Source organism: Rudaea sp. (genome assembly GCF_047601565.1).
Classification (GTDB): domain Bacteria; phylum Pseudomonadota; class Gammaproteobacteria; order Xanthomonadales; family Rhodanobacteraceae; genus Rudaea.
In genome coordinates this window covers 3,233,341-3,257,615 of the sequence record NZ_JASGIY010000001.1, presented here as the reverse complement: position 1 = coordinate 3,257,615, position 24,275 = coordinate 3,233,341, and the positions used below count along the sequence as shown (strand labels likewise).

Genomic DNA, 24,275 nt, shown 5'->3' with positions numbered 1-24,275 from the left:
GGCGGCATCGGTTGCTTGCGGTGATGATTTCTTGCTGCGTTTCATGGCATTTACGAAGATGGCTTGGATTGTAGAGCACGCGCCTGCTCCGAATCCGGGAACTGGTCGCGCAAACGCTGTGCGTAATCGCGTGCGGCGTCGGCGTGGCCCAGCCGGGTTTCGATGTCGCGAGCGAGCAGCAATGCGTCCGGACTGGCCTGGCCGAGGGCATCGTAGCGCTGCACGAATGCGCGTGCCTTGAAGAAATCGTTCTTGCGATATAGCACGCTGGCAAGCTGATACAACGCTTGGGCATCGTTCGGGTCGAGCGCGAGAGCGCTGCGGAAATCGGTCTCGGCGCGGTCGAGCGAACCCTGGCCGAGCAGTTCACAGGTGCCGGCATTCGTATAGGCCGAAGCCTTGGCTGTGTAGAAACCGTCTGCGAAGGCGACATCGAAATACTTGCGCGCCTCGGCGTACTGGCCAAGCTTGCACAGGTACATGCCGTAGTTGTTGTTCTCGGCGCCGGCCTTGGGCGCGAGCAGCGCGGCTTCGCGGTAGTGCTGCAGGGCCTGCGTGCGGTCGCCGACGCGGTCGTAGAGCGTGGCGAGCAAGGTATGCGCATCGATGCTCTTCGGATCGTACTTGAGCGCCTTGAGCAGGTTTTCCTGGGCGAGTTCGAGTTTGCCTATTTCCAAGTATTTCTGCCCGAGTTGGACGAACGGGCGCGCCCTGTCCGCCGGAGTTTCCTTCTCCTTCAGGTTCGATGCCTGGTTTTCGAGCGCGGCGGGATGGATGCCTTCGCTGACGTGGCTGCACGCGGACGCGCCGCACAGCGCGAAGGCCGCGAGCGCGACCCACGAAAGCGATGCCCGCACGCGGTCACGCCGCATGGCGTACTCCGGCCTCGATACGGCGCTGGAATTCGGCGCTGCGCCGCGTGCGGTCGAGCACCTGCCCCTTCAACTGGCCACATGCCGCGTCGATGTCGTCGCCGCGCGTACGCCGCACCATCGTCAGCACGTCGCTGTCGAGCAGAATCTTCTGGAAGTGTCGGATCGCTGCTTCGTCCGAACGTTCGAAGCGCGTGCCGGCGAACGTATTGAACGGGATCAGGTTGACCTTGCTCGGCACGCGGCGCATCAGCTTGACGAGCTGGCGCGCGTGCTCGGGCTTGTCGTTGACGCCCTTGAGCATCGTGTACTCGAACGTGATCGTCGTACGCGGCCGGCGAGCGGCATAGCGCTGGCACGCGGCCAACAGTTCGGCGATCGGGTATTTCTTGTTGAGCGGCACGAGTTCGGTGCGCAGCTCGTCGTTCGGTGCGTGCAGCGACACGGCCAGCGACACGTCGGCGACTTCGCCGAGCCTGTCGATCATCGGCACGAGGCCGGCGGTCGACAGCGTGACGCGCTTGTTGGCGAGACCGAGGCCGAGGTCGTCGCGCATGACGCTCATCGCGCGCACGACGTTGTCGAAATTGAGCAGCGGTTCGCCCATGCCCATCATGACAATGTTGGTGAGCTTGCGCTGGTGATGCGGCACGTTGCCGAGATGCTTCGCCGCGGTCCATGCTTGGCCGATGATCTCGCTCGTGGAAAGGTTGCGGTTGAAACCTTGTGTCGCGGTCGAGCAGAACCGGCAGTTCAATCCGCAGCCGACCTGCGAGGACACGCACAGCGTGCCGCGCGTCGCCTCGGGAATGAACACCGTCTCGATCGCGTTGCCGCCGTCCATGCCGAGCAGCCACTTGTACGTGGCGTCGGCGGCCTGCTTCTCGAACAGCACCTTCGGCGGCGCGATCTCGCACGCCGCCTCAAGCTTGTCGCGCAAGGCCTTGCCGACGTCGGTCATCTGCTCGAATGAGGTCGCGTGCCGGTGATAGATCCACTTCATCACCTGCTCGGCGCGATACGGCTTCTCGCCGAGTCGCGCGAACAGGTCGCGCAGTCCTTGGCGGTCGTAGTCGAACAGATTGGACCTGGCAGAAGTCTCGTTCACAGCAAGATGTTGTTGAGAAGTGCGGTCAGAGATGGCCGCTTTTTGACTCTCGTGTTCAAGGACGAACGCAAACATTTACCTCGAATGGATTTCCGTACCGGCGAAGAAATACGCAATCTCCGCCGCCGCCGTTTCCGGCGCGTCGGAACCGTGCACCGCGTTGGCATCGATCGACTGCGCGAAGTCGGCGCGGATCGTGCCCGGCGCGGCTTTCTTCGGATCGGTCGCGCCGATGAGATCGCGGTTCTTGAGGATCGCGCCCTCGCCTTCGAGCGCCTGGATCATCACCGGGCCCGAGAGCATGAACTCGACCAGCGCACTGAAGAAAGGACGCTCCTTGTGCACGGCGTAGAAGCCTTCGGCCTCGGCGCGCGACAACTGCTTGTACTTGGCGGCGACGATCTTGAGACCGGCCTTTTCGAAGCGGGAATAGATTTCGCCGATCACATTCTTGGCGACCGCGTCGGGCTTGATGATGGAAAGGGTGCGCTCCAGCGCCATTGCTGATGACTCCGATGTTGTTGGACGAAAGGTCGAGGACACGACCCCCGGTGTTCCCCACCGCCGAGCCGAACACGTGCCGCAAGCCGACCGCCGCTGCGAAAAAGATTTTTGGATTCTATAGGATTGCGACGGATAATTTAAGTGCCTTGGCTGCAAAGTTCGGTAAGTTTTCCCGCCTGCGATTGGGCCATCGGACCCGTCCCCCCCACCGATTGACCCGTGTGAGGTGGGCGGTCTAAAATTCAAACAAACGTTTAATGCTCGTCGACCGGCCTCACACCGAAACGGCGCATCAAAAAACGATGGGGAGGCGACAGGCCGTGAGTCCGGAACTTTTTTCGACCAAGCAACGCATCCTCGATGCCGCCGAGGAGCTATTCGCCAGTCACGGCTTCGTTGGCGCCTCGCTACGACAGGTCACCTCGACCGCGCAGGTCAACCTGGCTGCGGTCAACTACCATTTCGGTTCGAAGGACAACCTGATCAACGAGGTATTGCGTTTACGCCTGGACAAGCTCAATGCCGACCGCGCGCGGGCGCTGCAGGCTGCCCTCGCGAAATCGCCCGTACGGCTCGAAGACGTGCTCGGCGCCTGGATCCGCCCCGCGCTGGCCGTCTCCACCAATGAGAGAGGCGGCACCGCCTTTGTGCGCATCCTTGCGCGCACCTATGCCGAGCAAAACGAGCGCCTGCGCGCCTTCCTGCACGACAACTACGGCCACGTGCTGCGGGACTTCACCGCGGCACTCGGCGCCTTGCTGCCGAACCTAGACAAACAGGAACTGTACTGGCGCATGGACATCATCACCGGCGCGCTGACCTTCGCGATGGCCGACTTCGGCACGATCAAGCGCCGCGGCATCAGCGCCGAAGAGCATCGCGACCTAACCGCCGACCATCTCGTCCGGTTCGCCGCGGCCGGCCTGCGGGCGTGAGTCCGTGATCGCGAAGACCACAGAGCGACCATCCGTGGCCGCCCCCTCTCCCCCACTCCGTCTTCGATTCGAGGTCATTCATGGATAACTTTCCCCTCCGCATCCGCCAAGTGGCCGTGCTCGGTGCCGGCGTGATGGGTGCGCAGATTGCCGCGCACCTGGTCAATGCCGGGGTCGACACGCTGCTGTTCGACCTGCCGGCGAAGGACGGCAATCCCAATGGCGTCGTGCTCAAGGCGATCGAGAACCTCAAGAAAATCTCGCCCGCCCCGCTCGCCGACGCCTCGCGTGCGGGCGCGATCGTGCCGGCCAACTACGACCAGCACCTGGCGTTGCTGCGCGGCTGCGACCTGATCATCGAGGCGATCGCCGAAAAGCTCGACTGGAAGCGCGACCTCTACGCCAAGATCGCTCCTTTCGTGAGCGAGAACGCCATTCTCGCCAGCAATACATCCGGCTTGAGTATCAATAGCTTGGCCGATGTTCTTAGCGCTCACTTGCATGAGCGTTTCTGCGGCGTGCATTTCTTCAATCCGCCGCGCTACATGCACTTGGCCGAGCTGATTCCCTGCGCGAAGACGATGCCCGAAGTGCTCGCCGGTCTCGAAACCTTCCTGACCACGACACTCGGCAAGGGCGTGGTCTACGCCAAGGACACGCCGAACTTCATCGGCAACCGCATCGGCGTGTTCTCGATCCTCTCGACGATCCATCACACCGAGCAGTTCAAGCTGAGTTACGACGTGGTCGACGCGCTGACCGGCCCGGCGATCGGCCATCCCAAGAGCGCCACCTACCGCACCGCCGACGTGGTCGGCCTCGACACGATGGGCCATGTCATCCAGACGATGGAGGACACGCTGCCGAACGATCCGTGGCACGGCTATTTCGGCATGCCGCCCGTGCTCGCCGCGCTCGTCGCGAAGGGTGCGCTCGGCCAGAAAAGCGGCGCGGGATTCTTCCGCAAGGTCGGCAAGGACATTCTCGTGCTCGACCCGGCCAAGGGCGACTACGTGGCGCAGACCGGCCAGGTCAGCGACGAGGTCGCCGCGATCCTCAAGATCAAGAATCCGGCGGAGCAGTTCGCCAAGCTGCGCGCGTCCAGCGACCCGCAGGCGCAGTTCCTCTGGGCGGTCCACCGCGACCTGTTCCACTACGCCGCCTATCACCTGGCCGCCATCGCCGACAGCGCGCGCGACGTCGACTTCGCGATGCGCTGGGGCTACGGCTGGAAGCTCGGCCCGTTCGAGACCTGGCAGGCCGCCGGCTGGGCGCAGGTGGCGCAGTGGATCAGCGAGGACATCGCCGCCGGCAAGACGATGAGCAACGTGCCGCTGCCGGCCTGGGCGCTGGATCCCAGCCGCATCGGCGTGCACCAGCCGGACGGCAGCTCGTGGAGCGCCGCGCAGAACACGGTCCTGCCGCGCTCGAACGCCCCGGTGTACGCGCGCCAGTTGTTCCCGCAGACGACGATCGGCGCCCAGGTCGACCGCGGCACGACCGTTTTCGAAACCGACGAGGCGCGCCTGTGGACGCTCGGCGGCGACGACATCGCCATCCTTTCGTTCAAGACCAAGATGCACACGCTCGGTGCCGGCGTGATCGATGCGGTCCATCGCGCGATCGACGAGGCCGAGAGGAACTTCCAGGGCCTGGTGATCTGGCAGGACGCCGAGCCGTTCAGCGCCGGCGCCGATCTCGCCGGCGCGGGCGCCCTGCTGCAGGCCGGCAAGGTCGCCGAGTTCGAGGCGTTCGTGAACCGCTTCCAGCAGACCAGCCTGCGCATCAAGCACGCGCTCGTGCCCGTGGTCGCCGCGGTGCGCGGCATGGCGCTCGGCGGCGGTTGCGAATTCCAGATGCACTGCGCGCGCACGGTCGCCGCGCTGGAAAGCTACATCGGCCTCGTCGAAGCCGGCGTCGGCCTGCTGCCGGCCGGCGGTGGTCTCAAGGAACTCGCGCTGCGCGCCTCCGCGCGCGCGATCGAAGGCGACGTGTTCACGCAGTTGAAGAGCACCTTCCAGACCGTGGCGATGGCGAAGGTGTCCGGTTCCGCGCTCGAAGCGAAGGAACTCGGCCTGCTGCGTCAAAGCGACGTCGTGGTCTTCCACGCCGAGGAGTTGCTGTACGTCGCCAAGAACGAAGCGCGCGCGCTGTACGAATCGGGTTATCGACCGCCCCTGTACGACCGCCAGATCACCGTCGCCGGCGACGTCGGCACGGCCACGTTCAAGGCCTCCCTGGTCAACCTGCTCGAAGGCCGCTTCCTCTCCGAACACGACTTCGACATCGCCAGCCGCATCGCCGACACCTTGTGCGGCGGCCCGATCGAACGCGGCTCGCCGGTCGACGAGCAATGGCTGCTCGACCTCGAACGCCGGCACTTCGTCGCCCTCGCGCAGACGCCGAAGACCCAGGAGCGCATCGTGCATACGCTCAAGACCGGCAAGCCGCTGCGCAACTAGTCATGCGACAGATTGGGCATCCTGCCGCAACTGTCGCGAACACGGCGCGGGCCAAGCGCGCGCACGTGTTCCGTCGCCGGATACAGCCTCCGGCGACGACGACGCATCCGTGCGTCGCATGCACATTATTTTCTTCGGAGATACCGAAATGACCAAACAAATCCAAGACGCCTACCTCGTCGCCGCCCAGCGCACCCCGGTCGGCAAGGCCCCGCGCGGCGTGTTCCGCCACACGCGCCCGGACGACCTGCTCGCCTTCGCGATCAACGCGACGCTGGCCAAGTTTCCGCAGATCGACAAGTCGCGCATCGACGATGCGATCATCGGCTGCGCCATGCCCGAGGCCGAGCAGGGCATGAACGTCGCCCGCATCGGCGTGCTGCTCGCCGGCCTGCCGAACGTCGTCTCCGCCGTCACTGTCAACCGCTTCTGCTCCTCCGGTCTGCAGGCCGTGGCGATGGCCGCCGACCGCATCCGCACGGGCGAGGCCGACCTGATGCTCGCCGGCGGCACCGAGTCGATGAGCATGGTGCCGATGATGGGCTACCACCCGGTGTTCAACCCGGGCATCTTCTCGAACGAGCACATCGGCATCGCCTACGGCATGGGCCTCACGGCCGAGAAGGTCGCCGAACAGTGGAAAGTCACGCGCGAGGAACAGGACGCGTTCGCCGCCGCCAGCCACGCCAAGGCGCTCGCGGCCCAGGCCGCAGGCGAGTTCAACGACGAGATCGCGCCGTTTACCCTCGCCGACCATTACCCCGATTTATCCGCGCGAGTTACCACCGACGACACGCGCACGATCCAGAACGACGAAGGCCCGCGCCCCGGCACCACGGTCGACGTGCTCGCCAAGCTCAAGACCGTGTTCCGCGCCAATGGCAGCGTCACCGCGGGCAATGCCTCGCAGATGTCCGACGGCGCCGGCGCCGTGCTGCTCGCCAGCGAACAGGCGATCAAGGACTATGCCCTCATCCCGCTCGCCCGCTTCGTCGGCTTCGCCGTCGCCGGCGTGCCACCCGAGGTCATGGGCATCGGCCCGAAGGCGGCGATTCCGAAAGTGCTCAAGCAGGCCGGCATCAAGCAGGACGACCTCGACTGGATCGAACTCAACGAAGCCTTCGCCGCGCAGGCGCTCGCGGTGACGAAAGACCTCGGCCTCAATCCCGACAGGATCAACCCGCTCGGCGGCGCCATCGCCCTGGGCCATCCGCTCGGCGCCACCGGCGCGATCCGCGTCGCCACCCTCCTCCACGGCCTCAAGCGCCGCAAACAAAAATACGGCATGGTGACGATGTGCATCGGCACCGGCATGGGCGCCGCGGGAATCTTCGAAGCGGTGTAAACGGCCCTGCGTGAGCAGGAATCGAAACAGAACCGCATGACCCGCCACACCGCCTGTCGGCAGGAAAATCCCGCATCGTGCTACCGTGATCTGTCGTGCCCTCAGGATGCCGGGCCGCCCGCCTGCACGAGTTGTGCGAGCCGGCGCACGGCAACCGAGACAATCGGATAATCGGTCACGACCTGAGAGCGCATGTCGGCGAACATCGCCAGCGTGAACTTGAGCGCCGAATCGTCGCAGTTGAGCCATGCGGCGACGAGATCGCTGCCCTTCGCGCCCTTCTTGCCGCCTTCGAGCACCTGCGCGGTGAGCGCGCGATGCTGTGCGTACAGCTCGTCGCGCAGGCCGCCGCGCGCTTGCGCGTGCCATTGCGACTCGACCTGCAGCGCTTCGACTTTCTGCATGAGCCAGTTCAAATTGAGCGATTCGCCGAGGCTGAAATACACCTCGGCGGCCTCGCCGATCTTGAGCTTGTGGTCGGCGGCGACGTGGATGATGTCGAGGCCCGAACCCGGCGTGCGCAGGCCGGCGAGGCTGCTGCCGAGCGCGTCGGGGAAACCCGCCTCCTTCCAGCGGCGCTGCTCGCTCTCGTAGATCGCGCGCTCGGCCGGCGTGACGACGTCATAGAGCTGCTTGCGCAATTCCTGCATGCCCTTGTGGTACCTGGCCACGGCGGCGGCGATGTCGAGCCCTTCGTCGGCGTGGTTGAGCAGCCAGCGCGTGGTGCCGCGCAGGCACTGCCAGATCACGAGCAGCGCGTCGATCTGCGCGTTGCCGTTGACCTTGCCGTCGAGCGCCTCGATCTGCGCCCACATGTCGCGCGCGTCGAACACTTCGCGCGCGATGTTGAACGCGCGCGCCACCTGCGCCGGCGTCTTGCCGGTGTCCTCGCCCATGCGCAGCACGAAGGTCGCGCCCATGCGGTTGACCATCGAGTTGGTCACCGCGGTGGCGATGATCTCGCGCTTCAGACGATGGCGCTCCATGTGCTGGGCATACTTCTCCTGCAGCGGCACCGGGAAGTAGCGGCGCAGTTCCTTCGACAGGTACGGATCCTCCGGCACGTCGGAATCGAGCAGCTGCTGGAACAGCACGATCTTCGAGTAGGACAGCAGCACGGCGAGTTCCGGACGGGTCAGGCCGATGCCGCGCACCTTGCGCTCGGCGAATTCCTGGTCGGTCGGCAGGAATTCGATCGCGCGGTCGAGCAGGCCCTGCGATTCGAGCGTGCGGATGAAGTGCAGCTTGGAGCCCAGGCGCTGCACCGACATGCGCTCCATCAGGCTGATAGCCTGGTTCTGCCGATAATTGTCGGCGAGCACGAGGCGCTCGACCTCGTCGGTCATCGCCGCGAGCAGCTGGTTGCGGCCGTCCATCGTCAGCTCGCCGCGCTGCACCGCATCGCCGAGCAGGATCTTGATGTTGACTTCGTGGTCGGAGGTGTCGACGCCGGCCGAGTTGTCGATGAAGTCGGTGTTGAGCAGCACGCCGTTGTTCAGCGCGGCCTCGATGCGCCCGCGCTGGGTGAAGCCGAGATTGCCGCCCTCGCCGACCAGCTTGCAGCGCAGTTCCTTGCCGTTGATGCGGATCGCGTTGTTGGCGCGATCGCCGACATCGGCGTTGGTTTCGATCTCGGCCTTGACGTAGGTGCCGATGCCGCCGTTCCAAAGCAGGTCGACCGGTGCCTTGAGGATCGCGCGCTTCAGGTCGTTCGGCGACAGCGCCTCGACGCCCTCGTCGATGCCGAGCGCAACGCGCACTTCGGGCGAGATCGGAATCGATTTCGCCGTCAGCGGATAGATGCCGCCGCCCTTGCCGATCAGCTTTGCATCGTAGTCCGCCCACGACGAACGCGGCAGCTTGAACATGCGCTCGCGCTCGGGGAAGGTCCTGGCCGCGTCCGGATTCGGATCGAGGAAGATGTGGCGATGGTCGAACGCGGCGACGAGGCGGATGTGCTTCGACAGCAGCATGCCGTTGCCGAACACGTCGCCGGACATGTCGCCGATGCCGACGCAGGTGAAATCCTGCGATTGGCAGTCGCGGCCGAGCGCGCGGAAATGGCGCTTGACCGATTCCCACGCGCCCTTCGCGGTGATGCCCATCGCCTTGTGGTCGTAGCCGACCGAGCCGCCCGAGGCGAACGCGTCGCCGAGCCAAAAATCGTGTTCGATCGAGATCGCGTTGGCGATGTCGGAGAACGTCGCCGTGCCCTTGTCGGCGGCGACGACGAGGTAGGGATCGTCGGCATCGTGGCGCACGCAGTTCTGCGGGTGCACGACCTTGCCGTCGACGAGGTTGTCGGTGATGTCGAGCATCGCGTTCATGAACAGGCGGTAGCAGGCGATGCCTTCGGCGAGCTGCGCATCGCGGTCGCCGCCGAGCGGCGGGCGCTTGACGAAGAAGCCGCCCTTCGAGCCGACCGGTACGATGACCGTGTTCTTCACCATCTGCGCCTTCACGAGGCCGAGCACCTCGGTGCGGAAGTCCTCGCGCCGGTCCGACCAGCGCAGGCCGCCGCGCGCGACCGGCCCGAAGCGCAGGTGCACGGCTTCGACGCGCGGCGCGTAAACGAAGATTTCGCGGTACGGGCGCGGCTTCGGCAGGTCCGGCACCTTCGACGGATCGAACTTGAACGAAATGTATTCGCGGTGCTTGCCTTCGGGCGTCTGGAAATAGCTCGTGCGCAGCATCGCGCCGATCGTGCCGAGATAGGCGCGCAGGATGCGGTCCTCGTCGAGGCTCGCGACCTGGTCGAGCAGCAGCTTGATCGCCGCGACGATCGCGTTGTATTGCTCTTCGCGCGAACCGGCGCAGGCGGCGAGCGGCGCATCGACGAGCGTCGCGCGCTGGTCCTTCATCGATTCCGGCAGCAGCGTTTCGACTTCCTTCTGCAAGCGCCTCTTCTGCTGCTCGACGTCGGTCTTGGTCCACTTCTCGCGCGCCGGATCGAACTTGGTCTCGAACAACAGGTAGAGCAGCGCGGAGAGCAGCGGATAGCGGTTGAGCGTTTCCTCCATGTAGCTCTGCGAGAACGGCACGCCGGTTTGCAGCAGGTATTTGCACAGGCCGCGCAGCATCGCCACCTGGCGCCATTCGAGATTGGCGCCGAGGATCAGCTTGTTGAAGCCGTCGCTCTCGGTCTGGCCGCGCCAGATGCGCTCGAAACTCTGCTGGAACGTGTCGCGCACGCTGTCGAGGTCGAAGTCGAAGCGACCGGCCGGCTGCACTTCGAAATCCTGGATCACGATCGCCGTGTCGCCGACATGCATCTCGTACGGATGCTCGGACAGCACCTTCATGCCCATGTTCTCGAGCATCGGCAGCACTTCGGTCAGCGTGATCGGCGCGCCGTAGCGGAACAGCTTGAAGCGCAAATTCGTCTCGCCGCGCGAGCGGTACAGGTTCAGACGGATGTCGTCGGCGCTCGATAGGCTCGCCGCCGCCTCGACGTCCGCCGCGGCGACGGCGGAGGACACTTCCTCGATGTAGCCGGCCGGCAATGCGCGGCCGTAGCGATTCGCGAGGCGCGAGCCCTTGTCCTCGCCGTGCTTCCTGACCAGCGTTTCGCGCAACTCGTCGTGCCAGTTGCGCACGATCTGGCCGATCTTCGCTTCGAGCTCGGCGACGTCGTAGCTGGGCCGGTCGCCCGGCTTCGGCCGGATCACCAGATGCACGCGCGCCAGCGGCGATTCGCCCATCTGTACCGAGGAATCGACGCGCTCGCCGTGGAAGGCGCGCTTGAGCAACGCCTCGATGCGCTCGCGCACGTCGGTGTTGAAACGCTCGCGTGGCACGAACACGAGGCAGGAGAAGAAACGCCCGTACTTGTCGCGGCGCACGAACAGGCGAGAGCGCGAGCGGCCCTGCAGATGCATGATGCCGCTGGCGGTGTCGAACAGTTCGTTCTCGCTGGCCTGGAACAGCTCCTCGCGCGGCAGCGTTTCGAGAATGTTGCGCAGGGTCTTGCCCGAATGCGAATCGCGCTTGTAGCCGGAACGGCTCATCACCGCCTCGTACTTCTGCCGCACGAGCGGAATGTCCCACGGTCGGCGCGTGTACGCGCCCGAGGCATAGAGGCCGAGAAAACGGTGCTCGGCCGTCGGCATGCCCTTGTCGTCGAACTCGAGCACGCCGATGTAATCCATGTAGCCGCCGCGGTGCACGGTCGAGCGCGCATTGGTCTTGGTCAGGATGACCGCGTCGCCCGTACCCGACTTGCGCAGTTCGTGCGAGACCAAAGTCTTGAGCGAACGCGGTGCAAGCTGCTTCTCGCTGCCGCGCAGGATGCCGAGACCGGTCTTCGGCGCGGCTTCGAGCACTTCGTCGTCGCCCTTCTTGACGACGTGGTACTCGCGATAGCCGAGAAAGGTGAAATGGTCCGTCGCGGCCCAGCGCAGGAATTCCTGCGCCTCGGTGACGCCGGCCGCATCGAGCGGCAACTTCCACTTGCCGACGTTGTCGGCCATCTCGAGCATCTTCGCCTTCATCGTCGCCCAGTCGGCCACGGCCGCGGCGACGTCGTGCAGCGCGACGCACATCGCCTTCTGCAAGCGCTCCATCTCCGCCGGCTCGCTGAGGCGGTCGACTTCGATGTGCATCACCGACTCGGGCCTGCCCTTGTTCGCATCGTCGAGCGCGAGGCTGAGCAGATTGCCGCCCGGATCGCGCGCGATGAAGTACACCGGATGGATCAGCCCGTGCAGCGCAAGACCCTGCTCGTGCGCGGCGATGCCGACCGAGTCGACGAGAAACGGTATATCGCCCGTCGCGATCTGCACGACCGTGTAGTTCGACTCCCAGCCGTCCTTTTCGAAGCTGGGGTTGAACACGCGCACGCTCGGTGCGTTCGCTGCGCGCACGCGCACGAAGTCGAGCAGACCGTGCAGCAGCGCGGCCCAGGTTTTCGCATCGCGAACGGCGATGTCGTCGGCGGCGACGCGGCTGAAGAACTGGCCGACGAAGATGCTTGCCTGTTGCTTCTGCGCCTGGGAGGCGAGATGCGGCTGAAGCTCGTTGAGGATGGCGTCGATCGAAGTGTCGGCCGGTGCGAGTTTCGCGTTCATGACGGATATCGGTCCTGCGTATGGAGTGGCTCCGGCGCATGGCCAGAGCGTATCCAAATTATATGCCGCTTTGATTGCAGCCGATGGAGCCACTTCGGCGGCGTTTCCCGTGGCGACGGCCTCGGCGAACGTCCACCTGTGCTGGAAAACTTTCGCTGCATCGCATCATGGAAGGCGGAAGGCAGCGAAAAAAAGGGCGCCCGATTCGGCGCCCTGCATGCAGTGAATGGAATCGAGGCCGACCGGCGCTCAATCGCCGCAGTTGATCGCCGACTCGAAAGCCAACCGCGTCAGCGGAAACTGGCCGCTGCCGAATTCGGGCAGGTTAGACTGGTAGGCAAACTGCGCCGCCGAGCAGTTGCTTACGTCGATATCCACGGTGCCCCACGAGCTCGACTTTGCTCCAGTCGGCGCGCCGCCGGGTTGCAGCACCCCGCCCGTGTTGCGCGCCATCTGCGCGTGGATGTGCCGGTCCGAGGTCAGCGTGCCGACGCCGTAGAGCCACGCCTGATTCCCGTTGCGGTCAAACGTGTTCCAGAACACCATCACGTCGCTGTTGTCGTGGATGCGTTGCACCGACACGTAATGGCCATTGGCGATACCCGGCACGTAGTACAACCCGTTCATGCCGTTCTCGGTGACGAGGCCGAGCCCGCCTCCGGACTCGTACGCACCCGCGTCGCAGTTCGCCGCATTGCGCACCACGCCGCGCGCGTCGGTTGCTTCGCAATATTGCGCAACGCCGGCGCGATAGGCCGGGTTGCCGTAGCCGATCTGCACGGTGGGTACGAGGCCACCGTGGTCGGCTGCTGCGGGCAAGCTGAGGCTCGTATCGATCTTGTCGCCATTCGCTGCCGACAGACCGCAACTCGAGTCGGTGGCGACGTTGCCGCCGAGCGAAGTCACCGATCCTCCCAATGAAGTCGCGGGACCTACCGGCAGGCACAACGCCGCGCCATCACCGCCGACGAATAGAGAGTTCGCAATTTTTAGAGCGGCTGAAGAATCCGTCTGATTCGTATACGACGTGATGACCCAACCCGATGAGGATGCATTCGAAAACGTCGAATTGTAGATTTCGAGATTTCCTGAGTTTGCGATGAACGTTATTCCCAAGGTATTCGGAGCGCTCGTAAACCCTGTCTGCGTTACGTTACGCAATACCGCGAACCCGGACGACGAAACCCAGGCATCCACTACACAAAATCCAGAAAATCCTTCCGTAGTACAGTTTTGTTCAGAAGACCAGTTTTGCACGGTGATGTGATCCAACATGAGCGTTCCCAGATTACAGATCACTTCTCCGGCATAAATGGTTCCCATGTCGATAGGGTATGCGCAATGCGAGTTGACTTTCGTACCTGGGGATGCTCCAGTCAATATGGCATTGCGTATGCTCAACGTCGCGGGCAAGGCGATCATTGCGGTCAGTGCTTGCAGCGTCGCACCTTGAGCATCGATATCGACGCTGCCAGTCGCCAATGAAATGTCACATGATGAGTAGGTTCCCGCGCGCGCAAGCGTGATTGATACGCTCTGTGCAGATGTGCCGGCATCGCTGACCGCCTTGGACAACGCGGTGCAATCACCATCGGCGACCCGCACGATTCCCGCCACAGCGGTTTGACACACACCAAAAACAAGACTCATCAACAGGACAAAGCGCAGCATGGCGTCACTCCCTCGTGATGGGTTTTTGGCCTTTTGGTTTACCGGCCGCCCGCATTGCACGGGACGACCGCTCAGGCTCGATGCTTGAAGACCGGTGTCGCCACGAAAAGTTCAGAAAACGTTCAGCAAAGCCCGCGCGCCGGATTCAGGCGCGCGGCAACGCCGGCACGAACCCCTGCGCTTCAGTGGTGGTCTTCGTGATGTTCCTGTGCCCGCGGCTGCGCCGCATGGTGCGCCTGCGGCTGGGCGTGCGGCTGCGTGGCATTGTGCACCGGCTGCTGGACATGCGGCGCCGGCGCGGCGCGATGCTGCACGACCGGATGGCCCATGGGCGCATGCGCATACGGATGGCCGACGAGTTCGCGCACGGGTCCATGCACGTAGTCGCGCACCGGGCCGCGGTATACCGGTGCCGGCCGATGCGGCATCGGGCGTGCGAACCAGCGGTCGTGCTGCGCCCAGAACGGGCGACCGCGATAGTAGCGTCCCCAGTAATCGCCGATCGAGAACGCGACGATCGGAATGCCGATGGCCGCGCCGAACGCGCTGACGAATCCGAACTGGCCGTTGTAGTCGTACTGGATGTAGTTGCCCGGCATCCAGCCGCGACCCTCGCCCGCGATCACGTCGCACCAGACATAACCGTCGGTGCAGCCTTCGACGAACACGCGCGCGCCGGCCGGAATCGTATCGACGGGCGGATAGCCCGGATCCGGCGCCGAATACAAGGTCGTCGTCGCGACCGTATAGCCTTCGCCCGCCAACGCAGCGGCGGACACGCTGGCCAGCGCACAACCAACAGTCAAACCAACAAGACGACGCATGGGTCTGCTCCTTTCGACGGTAAGGGAGGATGATTCTCCCCCGTAGCGACGCCGGCCACAAGCGAATCCGCGTGTTAAAAATTGTTGCCGCTGTGGGCCGTATCGGCCTCAGCGCAACCCGGTCTCGTTGCGTGCGATGACCATGCGCTGGATCTCGCTCGTGCCCTCGTAAATCTCGGTGATCTTGGCATCGCGGAAATAACGCTCGAGCGGCATCTCTTTCGAGTAACCCATGCCGCCGTGCACCTGGATGGCCTGGTGCGTGATCCACATGGCGCTTTCCGACGCGGTCAGCTTGGCGACCGCGGCTTCGGTCGAAAACTTGCCGCCATTCTTTTCGGCCTGCTGCTTGGCCCAGGCCGCGCGCAGCACGAGCCAGTACGAAGCATCGAGCTTGCACTTCATGTCGGCGATCTTCTGCTGGATCATCTGGAAACTGCCGATGGACTGGCCGAAGGCCTTGCGCTCCTTCGCATAGGCCAGCGTCGCCTCGTAGGCCGCGCGCGCGAGGCCGACGGCCTGGGAGGCGATGCCGATGCGGCCGCCGTCGAGCAGGCTCATCGCGATCCTGAAGCCTTCGCCCTCGCTGCCGATCAGGTCTTCCGCCGGCACGCGATAGTCGCTGAATTCGATTTCACAGGTCGCGGAGGCACGCACGCCGAGCTTGGGTTCGGTCTTGCCACGATGGAAGCCGGTGCGTTCGGTGTCGATCATCAGCGCGCTGATGCCCTTCGCACCCTTCGCCGGGTCGGTCATCGCGAACAGCAGGATGTATTTCGCCACCGGGCCGGAAGTGATCCAGCTTTTCTTGCCGTTGACGACGAAGCTGCCGTCGGCCTGCCTGACCGCGCGCAGCTTCATCGCGGTCGCGTCGGAACCGGACTGCGGCTCGGTCAGCGCGAACGCGCCGATGGCCTTGCCCGTGGCGATCGGCTCGACGTATTTCAATTTCTGCTCGTGCGTGCCGTATTTGAGCAAGCCGTTGCAGTAGAGCGTGTTGTTCACCGACATGATGGTCGAGTGCGCGCAGTCGGCGGCGGCGATCTCGATCATCGCGAGCACGTAGGAAATCGTGTCCATGCCCGCGCCGCCGTATTCGACCGGCACCTCGACGCCCATCAGGCCGAGCGTGCCCATTTCCTTGATGTTGTCGAGCGGGAATTCGCCCTTCGCGTCGAACTCGGCTGCGACCGGCGCGATGCGCTTTTGCGCAAAGTCGCGAGCGATGGACTGGATGGAAAGCTGGTCTTCGGTGAAACTGAAATCCATATGGGCTCCCGAACGGTTCGTTCCGACAACCCCGGCCGGAATGACGCGAGGCGATTTTAACGCTTTGCGTAATCGGAAAAATCGCACGGCCTGCCGCGTAGCCGCTGGCCGAGCATCCACCCGAACAGACCGGGCGTCGCGTAGGCACGATGCCAGATCACGTGCATCTCCCCGGGGTATTCCGTGTAGCGCGGCTCGCCGCCCATCGCGCGCAGCGCGCGCACGACGGCGCGCGAGCCGACCATCGCGCCGCCGTAGCCGGTTTCGATGTCGGTGTCGTTGTCCTTGCCGCCGTGGAAGATCCATTGCGGCACGTTGACGATGGGCGCAAGTCCGGAAAGCTCCGTCATGCCCGACATCGGTACGCCCGCGGCGAAGCAGGCAGGCCAGGTCTTGAGCGCGTCCCACACGCCTGTCGCGCCGTCGGAGATGCCGGTAAGAATGACGCGGCGCCGGTCGATCGGAAAACGCGCGAACGCGTCGCGCACGACGGATGCGATGCGCGCCGGCGGCCAATACGCATCGGTCGTCTCGGGCGCAATGTAGACGAACGGCACACCCGCCGCGATCGCCTGATCGATCAGCTGCATCGAGCCGTTGCCGTAGCCGCCGAGCTGCGATTCGTTGTCGGTGCCGTCCTGCCAATCGCCGTGCAGGAAGATCACAAGCGGCAGCGGCTCGTCGTTCTCGCGGCCCGACGTGACGATGGCGCGATACGGCACGCGCAGAGCGTCTTCCGTCCAGAATTTGCCGAGCGCGGAATTTTCCACGGCACGCGTCGATACGCTCGCGGCCAAGGTCAAAAGTGCAAGGAACAGCAGCTTCATGTTGGTGTTGTCTCTTTGTCCTTCCATACGTTGACTCCGGCGAGATAGAAGCTTACCCTACATATATATCTTTCAATCAAGATGAAGGGATAAATGGATCTCGTCGCGACCTCCGCGCTGCTGCGCCTGCTCTCCGACCCGACCCGGGTGCGGCTGCTGGCGCTGCTCGAACGCGAGGAGCTGACCGTGGCGGAGCTTTCCGACGTCCTGCGCCTCGCCCAGCCGCGCGTGTCCACGCATCTGGCCAAGCTGAAAGAGGCCGACCTCGTGCGCGACCGCCGCGCCGGCGTGTCGGCCTATTATCGCTTCAATTCCGAGCTGGACGCGAAATCCTCGGCATTCCTGCACGCGCTGCGCGAGACCATCGACGACGCGTTGCTCAAGAGCGACGCGCAGCGCCTGCCCAGGGTGCTGGCCGAACGCGCGCGCGATGCCGGCTGGGCGGATTCGGTCGCCGGCGACATGGAGCGCCACTACTCGCCCGGCCGCACCTGGGAAGCGCTCGCGCGCGCGCTCGCCGGACTGATCGACTGCGGCGACGTGCTCGACATCGCCTCGGGCGACGGCGCGCTGGCCGAACTGCTCGCGCCGCACGCGCGCAGTATCGTCTGCGTCGATTCGGGCGAGCGCGTGGTCAACGCGGCGCGTGCGCGGCTCAAGGCGTTCGCCAACGTCGAAGTCGAACTCGGCGACATGCACGCGCTGGCCCTCGGTGCGCGGCGCTTCGATCTCGTGCTGTCCATGCATGCGCTCACCTACAGCGACGCGCCGGCGCAGGCGATCGCCGAAGCCGCGCGCGTGCTCAAGCCCGGCGGCCGCCTGCTCGTGACCACGCTGGCGAGGCACGCGCACCGCACCGCGGTCGCGCCGTTCGACCATCGCAATCTCGGCTTCAAGGACGCCGAGCTGCGCGACTTCGCGCGCAAGGCCGGCCTGAACGTGCTGAATTGCGCGCGCCTCACGCGCGAGCGCCGGCCGCCGCATTTCGAGGTGCTGGGCTTGCTTGCACAGAAGTGACTTTCTCGTCATTCCGGGGCCGCCGCAGGCGGAGCCCGGAATCTGGTTCTTGCACGCGCACAGCACCGAAAGCAAGAACTGGATTCCCGCCTTCGCGGGAACGACGACTTCGTTGGAAAGCTGTTTGGGAGTCGTGAAATGAACAACAACCTGCCCTGGCTCGATCCCGCACGCACGCAGCTTCTGCTCGATGCGCTGGCGCAGCGCATCCTCGTCATCGACGGCGCGATGGGTACGATGATCCAGAGCTATGACCTCGACGAGCCGGAGTACCGCGGCCAGCGTTTCGCGGAAGGGCGCGACGCGCACGCGCAGCACGAGCACCACGGCCCCGGCTGCGACCTCAAGGGCAACAACGACCTGCTTTCGCTGACCCAGCCGCAGATCATCCAGGCCGTGCATACGGCCTATCTCGACGCCGGCGCCGACCTGATCGAAACGAACACGTTCAATGCGACCACGATCAGCCAGACCGACTATCATCTCGAACATCTCGCCTACGAACTCAACCGCGAAGGTGCCCGCATCGCGCGCGAGTGTTGCGACGCCGCCGAGGCCAGGACTCCCGACAAACCACGCTTCGTCATCGGCGTGCTCGGCCCGACCAGCCGCACCGCCTCGATATCCCCCGACGTCAACGACCCGGGTTTCCGCAACGTGACGTTCGAGGAACTCGATACCGCCTATCGCGAAGCGACGCGCGGGCTGCTCGACGGCGGCGCCGACGTGATCATGGTCGAGACGATCTTCGACACGCTCAACGCCAAGGCCGCGCTGTACGCGATCGGCCGCGAATTCGAGCGCCGCGGCGCGCGCGTGCCGATCATGATTTCCGGCACGATCACCGACATGTCCGGCCGTACCTTGAGCGGGCAGACGGCCGAAGCGTTCTACTACTCGCTGCGCCATGCGCAGCCGCTGTCGATCGGCCTCAACTGCGCGCTCGGCGCGAGCGAACTGCGCCAGTACGTCGAGGCGTTGTCGAACGTCGCGGAGTGCCATATTTCCACGCATCCGAACGCGGGCCTGCCGAACGCGTTCGGCGGTTACGACGAGTTGCCCGAAACGATGGCCGAAGTCATCGGCGAATTCGCCAGGAGCGGCCTCGTCAATCTCGTCGGCGGCTGCTGCGGCACGAGCCCCGCGCACATCCGCGCGATCGCCGAAGCAGTGCGCGGCGTGCCACCGCGGGCGCTGCCCGTCATCGACGAGAAGGCCGCTTAGCTCGTCATTCCCGCGAAAGCGGGAGTCCAGCGACTTTGATTTTCAAACCGTATTTCAAGAGCAAGAGGCACTGGATTCCCGCTTTCGCGGGAATGACGGCAAAGAAAAGAAGATGACCACACTGCCCCGCCACACCCGCCTTTCCGGCCTCGAACCGTTCGTCATCACGCCGGACCTTTTGTTCGTCAACGTCGGCGAACGCACCAACGTCACCGGCTCGGCCGCGTTCAAGAAGCTGATCAAGGAAGACCGCTACGACGAGGCGGTCGAGGTCGCGCGCCAGCAGGTCGAGAACGGCGCGCAGATCATCGACGTCAACATGGACGAGGGCCTGATCGATTCCGAGAATGCGATGGAGAAGTTCCTCAACCTGATCGCCGCCGAGCCCGACATCGCGCGCGTGCCGGTCATGGTCGACTCGTCGAAATGGACCGTGATCGAGTCCGGCCTGCGCTGCCTGCAGGGCAAGGGTGTGGTCAACTCGATCTCGCTCAAGGAAGGCGAGGAGATCTTCCTCGAGCACGCGCGCAAGGTGCTCGCCTACGGCGCCGCCGTCGTCGTCATGGCATTCGACGAGACCGGCCAGGCCGACACGAAACAGCGCAAAGTGGAAATCTGCACTCGCGCCTACAAGATTCTGACCGAACAGGTCGGCTTCCCGCCCGAGGACATCATCTTCGATCCGAACATCTTCGCGATCGCGACCGGCATCGAGGAACACAACAACTACGCGGTCGACTTCATCAAGGCGACGCGCGAGATCAAGGCGACGCTGCCGCACTGCCACGTCTCCGGCGGCGTCTCGAACGTGTCGTTCTCGTTCCGCGGCAACGAGACCGTGCGCGGCGCGATCCACAGCGTGTTCCTCTACCACGCGATCAAGGCCGGCATGGACATGGGCATCGTCAACGCCGGCGCGCTGCCGATCTACGACGATCTCGATCCCGAGCTGCGCGAGCGCGTCGAGGACGTCGTGCTCAACCGCCGCGAGGACGCGACCGAGCGCCTTCTGGAAATCGCGGAAAAGTATAAAAAAGGCAAAGGCGAACAAGCCGGCGGCAACAAGGAGAAACTGGCCTGGCGCGAGAAGAACGTGCGCGAGCGCCTGTCGCACGCGCTCGTGCACGGCATCGACGAGTTCGTCGAGGTCGACACCGAGGAAGCGCGCCTGCAGTCCACGCGCCCGCTCGACGTGATCGAAGGGCCGCTGATGGACGGCATGAACGTGGTCGGCGACCTGTTCGGCGCGGGCAAGATGTTCCTGCCGCAAGTCGTGAAGTCGGCGCGCGTGATGAAGAAAGCCGTCGCCTGGCTGCTGCCGTTCATCGAGGCCGAGAAGGCGCGCACGGGCGATGCGGGCAAGTCGAACGGCAAGATCATCATGGCGACGGTCAAGGGCGACGTGCACGACATCGGCAAGAACATCGTCGGCGTCGTGCTCCGCTGCAACAACTTCGACGTGGTCGACCTCGGCGTGATGGTGCCGGCGCAGAAGATCCTCGACGCGGCCCGCGCCGAGAACGCCGACATGATCGGCCTGTCGGGACTCATCACGCCCTCGCTCGAGGAGATGAGCCACGTCGCCCGCGAAATGCAGCGCCAGGATTTCCGCGTGCCGCTGCTAATCGGCGGCGCGACGACCTCGCGCGCGCACACGGCGTTGAAGATCGAGCCGCACTACAAGTCGCCGACCGTCTGGGTGAAAGACGCCTCGCGCGCGGTCGGCGTCGCGCAGTCGCTGATCTCGAAGGATCTCGTCGACGATTTCATGGCGAAGATCCGCGCCGAATATGCCGACATCCGCGAGCGCCACAAGGACCGCGGGCCGGCCAAGCGCCTCGTCTCGCTCGAGCATGCGCGCGGCCAGGCGTTCGACGGCGGCTGGAACAAGTACACGCCGCCCGCTCCGAACAAGCCTGGCATCACCGTGTTCGAGGATTACCCGCTCGCCGAACTGGTCGAACGCATCGACTGGTCGCCATTCTTCAACACCTGGGAACTCGCCGGCCACTACCCGCAGATCCTCGACGACGCCGTCGTCGGCAAGCAGGCGCGCGAACTGTTCGACGACGCGCAGAAGATGCTGAAAAAGATCGTCGACGAGAAGTGGCTCAAGGCCAGCGCCGTGATCGGCTTCTGGCCGGCGACGCGCGTCGGGGACGACGTCGAGCTTTCCCTTCTCCCACCGGGAGAAGGTGCCCGCAGGGCGGATGAGGGAGAAGCGTTGCAGGATTCCAATGCCCTTGTTTCAGGCAAGGCTCTTCCCTCATCCGGCGCTTCGCGCCACCTTCTCCCGCAGGGAGAAGGAAAAGCGACGCTGCATTTCCTGCGCCAGCAGGCCGACAAGCCGCCCGGTCGTCCCGACTTCTGCCTCGCCGATTTCGTCGCGCCGAAGGACTCGGGCAAGCAGGACTGGATCGGCGGCTTCGCCGTCACCGCCGGCATCGGCATCGAGGAAAAGCTCGAGGAGTTCGGCAAGTCGTTCGACGACTATTCCTCGATCCTGCTCAAGGCCTTGGCGGACCGCCTCGCCGAAGCCTTCGCCGAGCGCCTGCACGAACGCGTGCGCAAGGAGTTCTGGGGCTACGCCGCCGACGAGGCGCTGGGCAACGACGAACTGATCGGCGAGAAATATCGCGGCATCCGCCCCGCTCCGGGCTATCCGGCCTGCCCCGACCACACCGAGAAGGGCACGCTGTTCGCCCTGCTCGACGCCACGCGCAACACCGGCATCGAGTTGACCGAAAGCTTCGCGATGTATCCGACCGCCGCCGTGTCCGGCTGGTATTTCAGCCACCCCGACAGCCAGTACTTCGTCGTCGGCCGCGTCACCAAGGAGCAGGTCGAAGACTACGCGAAGCGCAAGGGCTGGACGCTGGCCGAGGCCGAACGCTGGCTCGCGCCGAACCTCGATTACGATCCCGAGTAGCCGTCGTTCCTTCGCACGCGATTCTCCGCCTGCGCGGAAAAGTGTAAGCTCGGTGAATCGACCACGACTTGGGGAGAAGTCATGAAGCCGATCCACCGTCGCCTCGTCGCGATACTCGCCGCATGTGCGTTGTCTGCGTGTGCATCCGCTCCGCCTCCGAAGTCTGATGCACATGCCGACCACGCGGAACACGTCGGCACCGCCGCACCTGCATCAACGCTCGCGCAGTGGGCTGAAGGAGCGCAGCGCCTCGATGGACTCGGCGCCTACTCGCGCAGGATCACGACGGCCTCGCCCGAAGCGCAGGCCTGGTTCGACCAGGGCCTGAACCTGATCTACGGCTTCAATCACGACGAAGCCGTGCGCGCGTTCGCCAAGGCCGTCGAACTCGATCCCGCCTGCGCGATGTGCTACTGGGGCGCGGCCGAAGCGCTGGGGCCGAACTACAACATGCCCGCGATGGAGCAGCGATGGCAGGCACTGTGGGGTGCCGTCGAGTCTGCGCAACAGCACGCCGCGCACGCGACGCCCGCCGATCAGGCGCTGATCGCGGCGCTCGCCAAGCGCTACTCGGGCCCGGCTCCGGTACCGGCCGAGAAGATGCAGCCGTTCAACGACGCCTACGCGAACGCGATGCGCGAGGTCGCGAGAACGTATCCGGCCGACGACGACGTGCAGGTGTTCTTCGCCGAGGCGCTGATGACGGCCAATCCGTGGAAGCTGTGGAGCAACGACGGCAAGGCCGCGCCGGGCACCGACGAGATCGTCGCGACTCTGGAAGGCGTGCTCGCGCGCAACCCGACGCATCCGGGCGCCAACCACTACTACATCCACGCGGTCGAGGCCTCGCCGCAACCGGAAAAAGCCCTGGCCGCCGCCGACCGCCTCGCCGCGCTCATGCCCGGCGCGGGCCACATCGTGCACATGCCGGCGCACATCTACCAGCGCGTCGGGCGCTACGCCGACGCCAGCGCGGCGAACATCGATGGCGCGCGCGCCGATGCCGCCTACGTCGACAAGGCCAGGCCGCCGGCCTGGATGTACTACAGCGCCATGTATTTCACCCACAACTACCAGTTCCTCGGCTACTCGGAAGCGATGCGCGGCCGCTCGGCCGCGGCCCTGCAGGCGATGCGCGAGATGACCTCGCAGCTCACCGACGAATCGCTGCACATGGGCACCGGCCTCGACTGGTACGCAGCCGAACCGTTTTTCGTGATGGAACGCTTCGGCCGCTGGCAGGACATCCTCGCCGCGCCCACGCCTGACCCGAAACTGCTCGGCCTGTCGGCTGCGTACCGCTACGCCCGCAGCGCGGCGTTCGCCGCGACGGGCCGCATCGATGCGGCGATCGCGGAGAAGAACGAACTCGACGCGATCGCCGCGGCCACGCCCGCGGATGCGCCGGCCGGGCTCAACAAGGCGCGCGACCTGGTCGCCGTCGCCGCGGCCATCGCCGCGGCGCGCATCGCGGCCGCGCAGGGCCGGCGCGGCGACGCGATCGTCGCGCTGCGCGATGCGGTCGCCAAGGAGGACCGGCTCGACTACGACGAGCCGGCCGACTGGTTCGTGCCGGTGCGCCATCTGCTCGGCGCGGAGCTGCTGCGCGCGCGCAGGGCGAAGGAAGCCGAACAGGTCTACCGCGACGACTTGCAGCGCCACCCGGAAAACGGCTGGGCGCTGTACGGCCTCGCGCAGTCGCTCAAGGCGCAGCGCAAGGCGAAGGACGCCGCCGCGGTCGAATTGCGTTTGAAGCAGGCATGGAAGGACGCCGACGTCGTCCTGACGGCCTCGGCGTATTAGGAACAACGGCACCCCAAACCGGGCTCGATGAATCGAGCCCCTACCCCTGCGGCTCCTCGTGTTCGCCCGTGCTCAGGTCGCGGTGGCGCAGGTGCGCGTAGACGTTGTAGACCGACACGAACATCGGGAACGCCGTCTGGATGATGCCGACCGAGTCGTTCTTGCCCCAGATGAAATAGGCCAGCGTCAGCACGCTGCCGGTCACCGACAGATACCAGAACATCATCGGCACGGTGACGCGCCTCAGTTTCTTCGTCGCGTAGAACTGCACGAACCAGCGCGCGGTGAACAGCACCGTGCCGAGGAAACCGACGAGCTTCCAGCCGGTGACGGCGACCTTGAACAGGTGGAAGACATGCAGGTGAAACAGGACTTGGTCCATGAGGCTGGCCGGGCGGCAAGGAAGGGGCGCGGATTTT

Annotated in this window: 16 protein-coding genes; 7 read left to right on the top strand and 9 right to left on the bottom strand. The window is 65.0% G+C overall.

The window, feature by feature from the left end; genetic code table 11:
* Positions 1-50 precede the first annotated feature (50 nt).
* Genes pilW through ndk form a run of 3 tightly spaced genes read right to left on the bottom strand, consistent with a single transcriptional unit; the run spans position 51 to position 2,481 of the window.
* Positions 51-872 (bottom strand): type IV pilus biogenesis/stability protein PilW, encoded by an 822-nt coding sequence (gene pilW, locus QM741_RS14325; RefSeq protein WP_415208345.1) that lies wholly within the window; start codon positions 870-872, stop codon positions 51-53.
* On the bottom strand, positions 862-2,055 hold the full coding sequence (rlmN, locus tag QM741_RS14320; RefSeq protein WP_415208344.1) for a 23S rRNA (adenine(2503)-C(2))-methyltransferase RlmN: 1,194 nt from the start codon (positions 2,053-2,055) through the stop codon (positions 862-864). Before rlmN ends, pilW begins: the two co-directional genes overlap by 11 nt.
* Positions 2,056-2,481: a nucleoside-diphosphate kinase gene (gene ndk / locus QM741_RS14315; protein WP_415208343.1), complete on the bottom strand. Its 426-nt coding sequence runs from the start codon at positions 2,479-2,481 to the stop codon at positions 2,056-2,058.
* A gap of 305 nt (positions 2,482-2,786) precedes the next feature.
* Between ndk and QM741_RS14310 the strand changes: the two genes are divergently transcribed.
* From QM741_RS14310 to QM741_RS14300, 3 genes are all read left to right on the top strand, one after another.
* Positions 2,787-3,419 (top strand): TetR/AcrR family transcriptional regulator, encoded by a 633-nt coding sequence (locus QM741_RS14310; RefSeq protein ID WP_415208342.1) that lies wholly within the window; start codon positions 2,787-2,789, stop codon positions 3,417-3,419.
* An 80-nt stretch (positions 3,420-3,499) separates the two neighbouring features.
* A complete protein-coding gene (locus QM741_RS14305; protein WP_415208016.1) occupies positions 3,500-5,881 on the top strand; it encodes a 3-hydroxyacyl-CoA dehydrogenase/enoyl-CoA hydratase family protein in 2,382 nt (793 codons plus the stop codon).
* A 148-nt stretch (positions 5,882-6,029) separates the two neighbouring features.
* Positions 6,030-7,226, top strand: coding sequence for an acetyl-CoA C-acyltransferase (locus tag QM741_RS14300; protein WP_415208341.1), 1,197 nt, complete (start codon positions 6,030-6,032; stop codon positions 7,224-7,226).
* Positions 7,227-7,327: 101 nt separating this feature from the next.
* Here QM741_RS14300 and QM741_RS14295 read toward each other — a convergent pair whose 3' ends face one another.
* The 5 genes from QM741_RS14295 to QM741_RS14275 all read right to left on the bottom strand — a co-directional run bounded on the left by QM741_RS14295 (position 7,328) and on the right by QM741_RS14275 (position 16,883).
* Complete coding sequence (locus QM741_RS14295) at positions 7,328-12,292, bottom strand: NAD-glutamate dehydrogenase (protein WP_415208340.1); 4,965 nt, start codon at positions 12,290-12,292, stop codon at positions 7,328-7,330.
* 249 nt (positions 12,293-12,541) lie between these two features.
* Positions 12,542-13,963 (bottom strand): choice-of-anchor Q domain-containing protein, encoded by a 1,422-nt coding sequence (locus QM741_RS14290; RefSeq protein ID WP_415208339.1) that lies wholly within the window; start codon positions 13,961-13,963, stop codon positions 12,542-12,544.
* 182 nt (positions 13,964-14,145) lie between these two features.
* Positions 14,146-14,787: an SH3 domain-containing protein gene (locus tag QM741_RS14285; protein WP_415208338.1), complete on the bottom strand. Its 642-nt coding sequence runs from the start codon at positions 14,785-14,787 to the stop codon at positions 14,146-14,148.
* Positions 14,788-14,895: 108 nt separating this feature from the next.
* A complete protein-coding gene (locus QM741_RS14280) occupies positions 14,896-16,056 on the bottom strand; it encodes an acyl-CoA dehydrogenase family protein (RefSeq protein ID WP_415208337.1) in 1,161 nt (386 codons plus the stop codon).
* Positions 16,057-16,112: 56 nt separating this feature from the next.
* Positions 16,113-16,883 (bottom strand): hypothetical protein, encoded by a 771-nt coding sequence (locus QM741_RS14275; protein WP_415208336.1) that lies wholly within the window; start codon positions 16,881-16,883, stop codon positions 16,113-16,115.
* 93 nt (positions 16,884-16,976) lie between these two features.
* Between QM741_RS14275 and QM741_RS14270 the strand changes: the two genes are divergently transcribed.
* From QM741_RS14270 to QM741_RS14255, 4 genes are all read left to right on the top strand, one after another.
* Positions 16,977-17,900, top strand: coding sequence for an ArsR/SmtB family transcription factor (locus QM741_RS14270; RefSeq protein ID WP_415208335.1), 924 nt, complete (start codon positions 16,977-16,979; stop codon positions 17,898-17,900).
* A gap of 138 nt (positions 17,901-18,038) precedes the next feature.
* On the top strand, positions 18,039-19,124 hold the full coding sequence (locus QM741_RS14265; RefSeq protein WP_415208334.1) for a homocysteine S-methyltransferase family protein: 1,086 nt from the start codon (positions 18,039-18,041) through the stop codon (positions 19,122-19,124).
* Positions 19,125-19,236: 112 nt separating this feature from the next.
* Complete coding sequence (metH, locus tag QM741_RS14260) at positions 19,237-22,053, top strand: methionine synthase (protein WP_415208333.1); 2,817 nt, start codon at positions 19,237-19,239, stop codon at positions 22,051-22,053.
* An 81-nt stretch (positions 22,054-22,134) separates the two neighbouring features.
* On the top strand, positions 22,135-23,856 hold the full coding sequence (locus tag QM741_RS14255; protein ID WP_415208332.1) for a hypothetical protein: 1,722 nt from the start codon (positions 22,135-22,137) through the stop codon (positions 23,854-23,856).
* A gap of 40 nt (positions 23,857-23,896) precedes the next feature.
* Here QM741_RS14255 and QM741_RS14250 read toward each other — a convergent pair whose 3' ends face one another.
* Positions 23,897-24,238, bottom strand: a complete 342-nt coding sequence (locus QM741_RS14250; RefSeq protein WP_415208331.1) for a lipid-A-disaccharide synthase N-terminal domain-containing protein — start codon at positions 24,236-24,238, stop codon at positions 23,897-23,899.
* Positions 24,239-24,275: the final 37 nt, after the last annotated feature.

Coding starts and splice junctions, on each gene's coding strand:
- pilW (WP_415208345.1), bottom strand. CDS start 872: ATGCGGCGTGACCGCGTGCGGGCATCGCTTTCGTGGGTCGCGCTCGCG.
- rlmN (WP_415208344.1), bottom strand. CDS start 2,055: ATGTTTGCGTTCGTCCTTGAACACGAGAGTCAAAAAGCGGCCATCTCT.
- ndk (WP_415208343.1), bottom strand. CDS start 2,481: ATGGCGCTGGAGCGCACCCTTTCCATCATCAAGCCCGACGCGGTCGCC.
- QM741_RS14310 (WP_415208342.1), top strand. CDS start 2,787: ATGGGGAGGCGACAGGCCGTGAGTCCGGAACTTTTTTCGACCAAGCAA.
- QM741_RS14305 (WP_415208016.1), top strand. CDS start 3,500: ATGGATAACTTTCCCCTCCGCATCCGCCAAGTGGCCGTGCTCGGTGCC.
- QM741_RS14300 (WP_415208341.1), top strand. CDS start 6,030: ATGACCAAACAAATCCAAGACGCCTACCTCGTCGCCGCCCAGCGCACC.
- QM741_RS14295 (WP_415208340.1), bottom strand. CDS start 12,292: ATGAACGCGAAACTCGCACCGGCCGACACTTCGATCGACGCCATCCTC.
- QM741_RS14290 (WP_415208339.1), bottom strand. CDS start 13,963: ATGCTGCGCTTTGTCCTGTTGATGAGTCTTGTTTTTGGTGTGTGTCAA.
- QM741_RS14285 (WP_415208338.1), bottom strand. CDS start 14,787: ATGCGTCGTCTTGTTGGTTTGACTGTTGGTTGTGCGCTGGCCAGCGTG.
- QM741_RS14280 (WP_415208337.1), bottom strand. CDS start 16,056: ATGGATTTCAGTTTCACCGAAGACCAGCTTTCCATCCAGTCCATCGCT.
- QM741_RS14275 (WP_415208336.1), bottom strand. CDS start 16,883: ATGAAGCTGCTGTTCCTTGCACTTTTGACCTTGGCCGCGAGCGTATCG.
- QM741_RS14270 (WP_415208335.1), top strand. CDS start 16,977: ATGGATCTCGTCGCGACCTCCGCGCTGCTGCGCCTGCTCTCCGACCCG.
- QM741_RS14265 (WP_415208334.1), top strand. CDS start 18,039: ATGAACAACAACCTGCCCTGGCTCGATCCCGCACGCACGCAGCTTCTG.
- metH (WP_415208333.1), top strand. CDS start 19,237: ATGACCACACTGCCCCGCCACACCCGCCTTTCCGGCCTCGAACCGTTC.
- QM741_RS14255 (WP_415208332.1), top strand. CDS start 22,135: ATGAAGCCGATCCACCGTCGCCTCGTCGCGATACTCGCCGCATGTGCG.
- QM741_RS14250 (WP_415208331.1), bottom strand. CDS start 24,238: ATGGACCAAGTCCTGTTTCACCTGCATGTCTTCCACCTGTTCAAGGTC.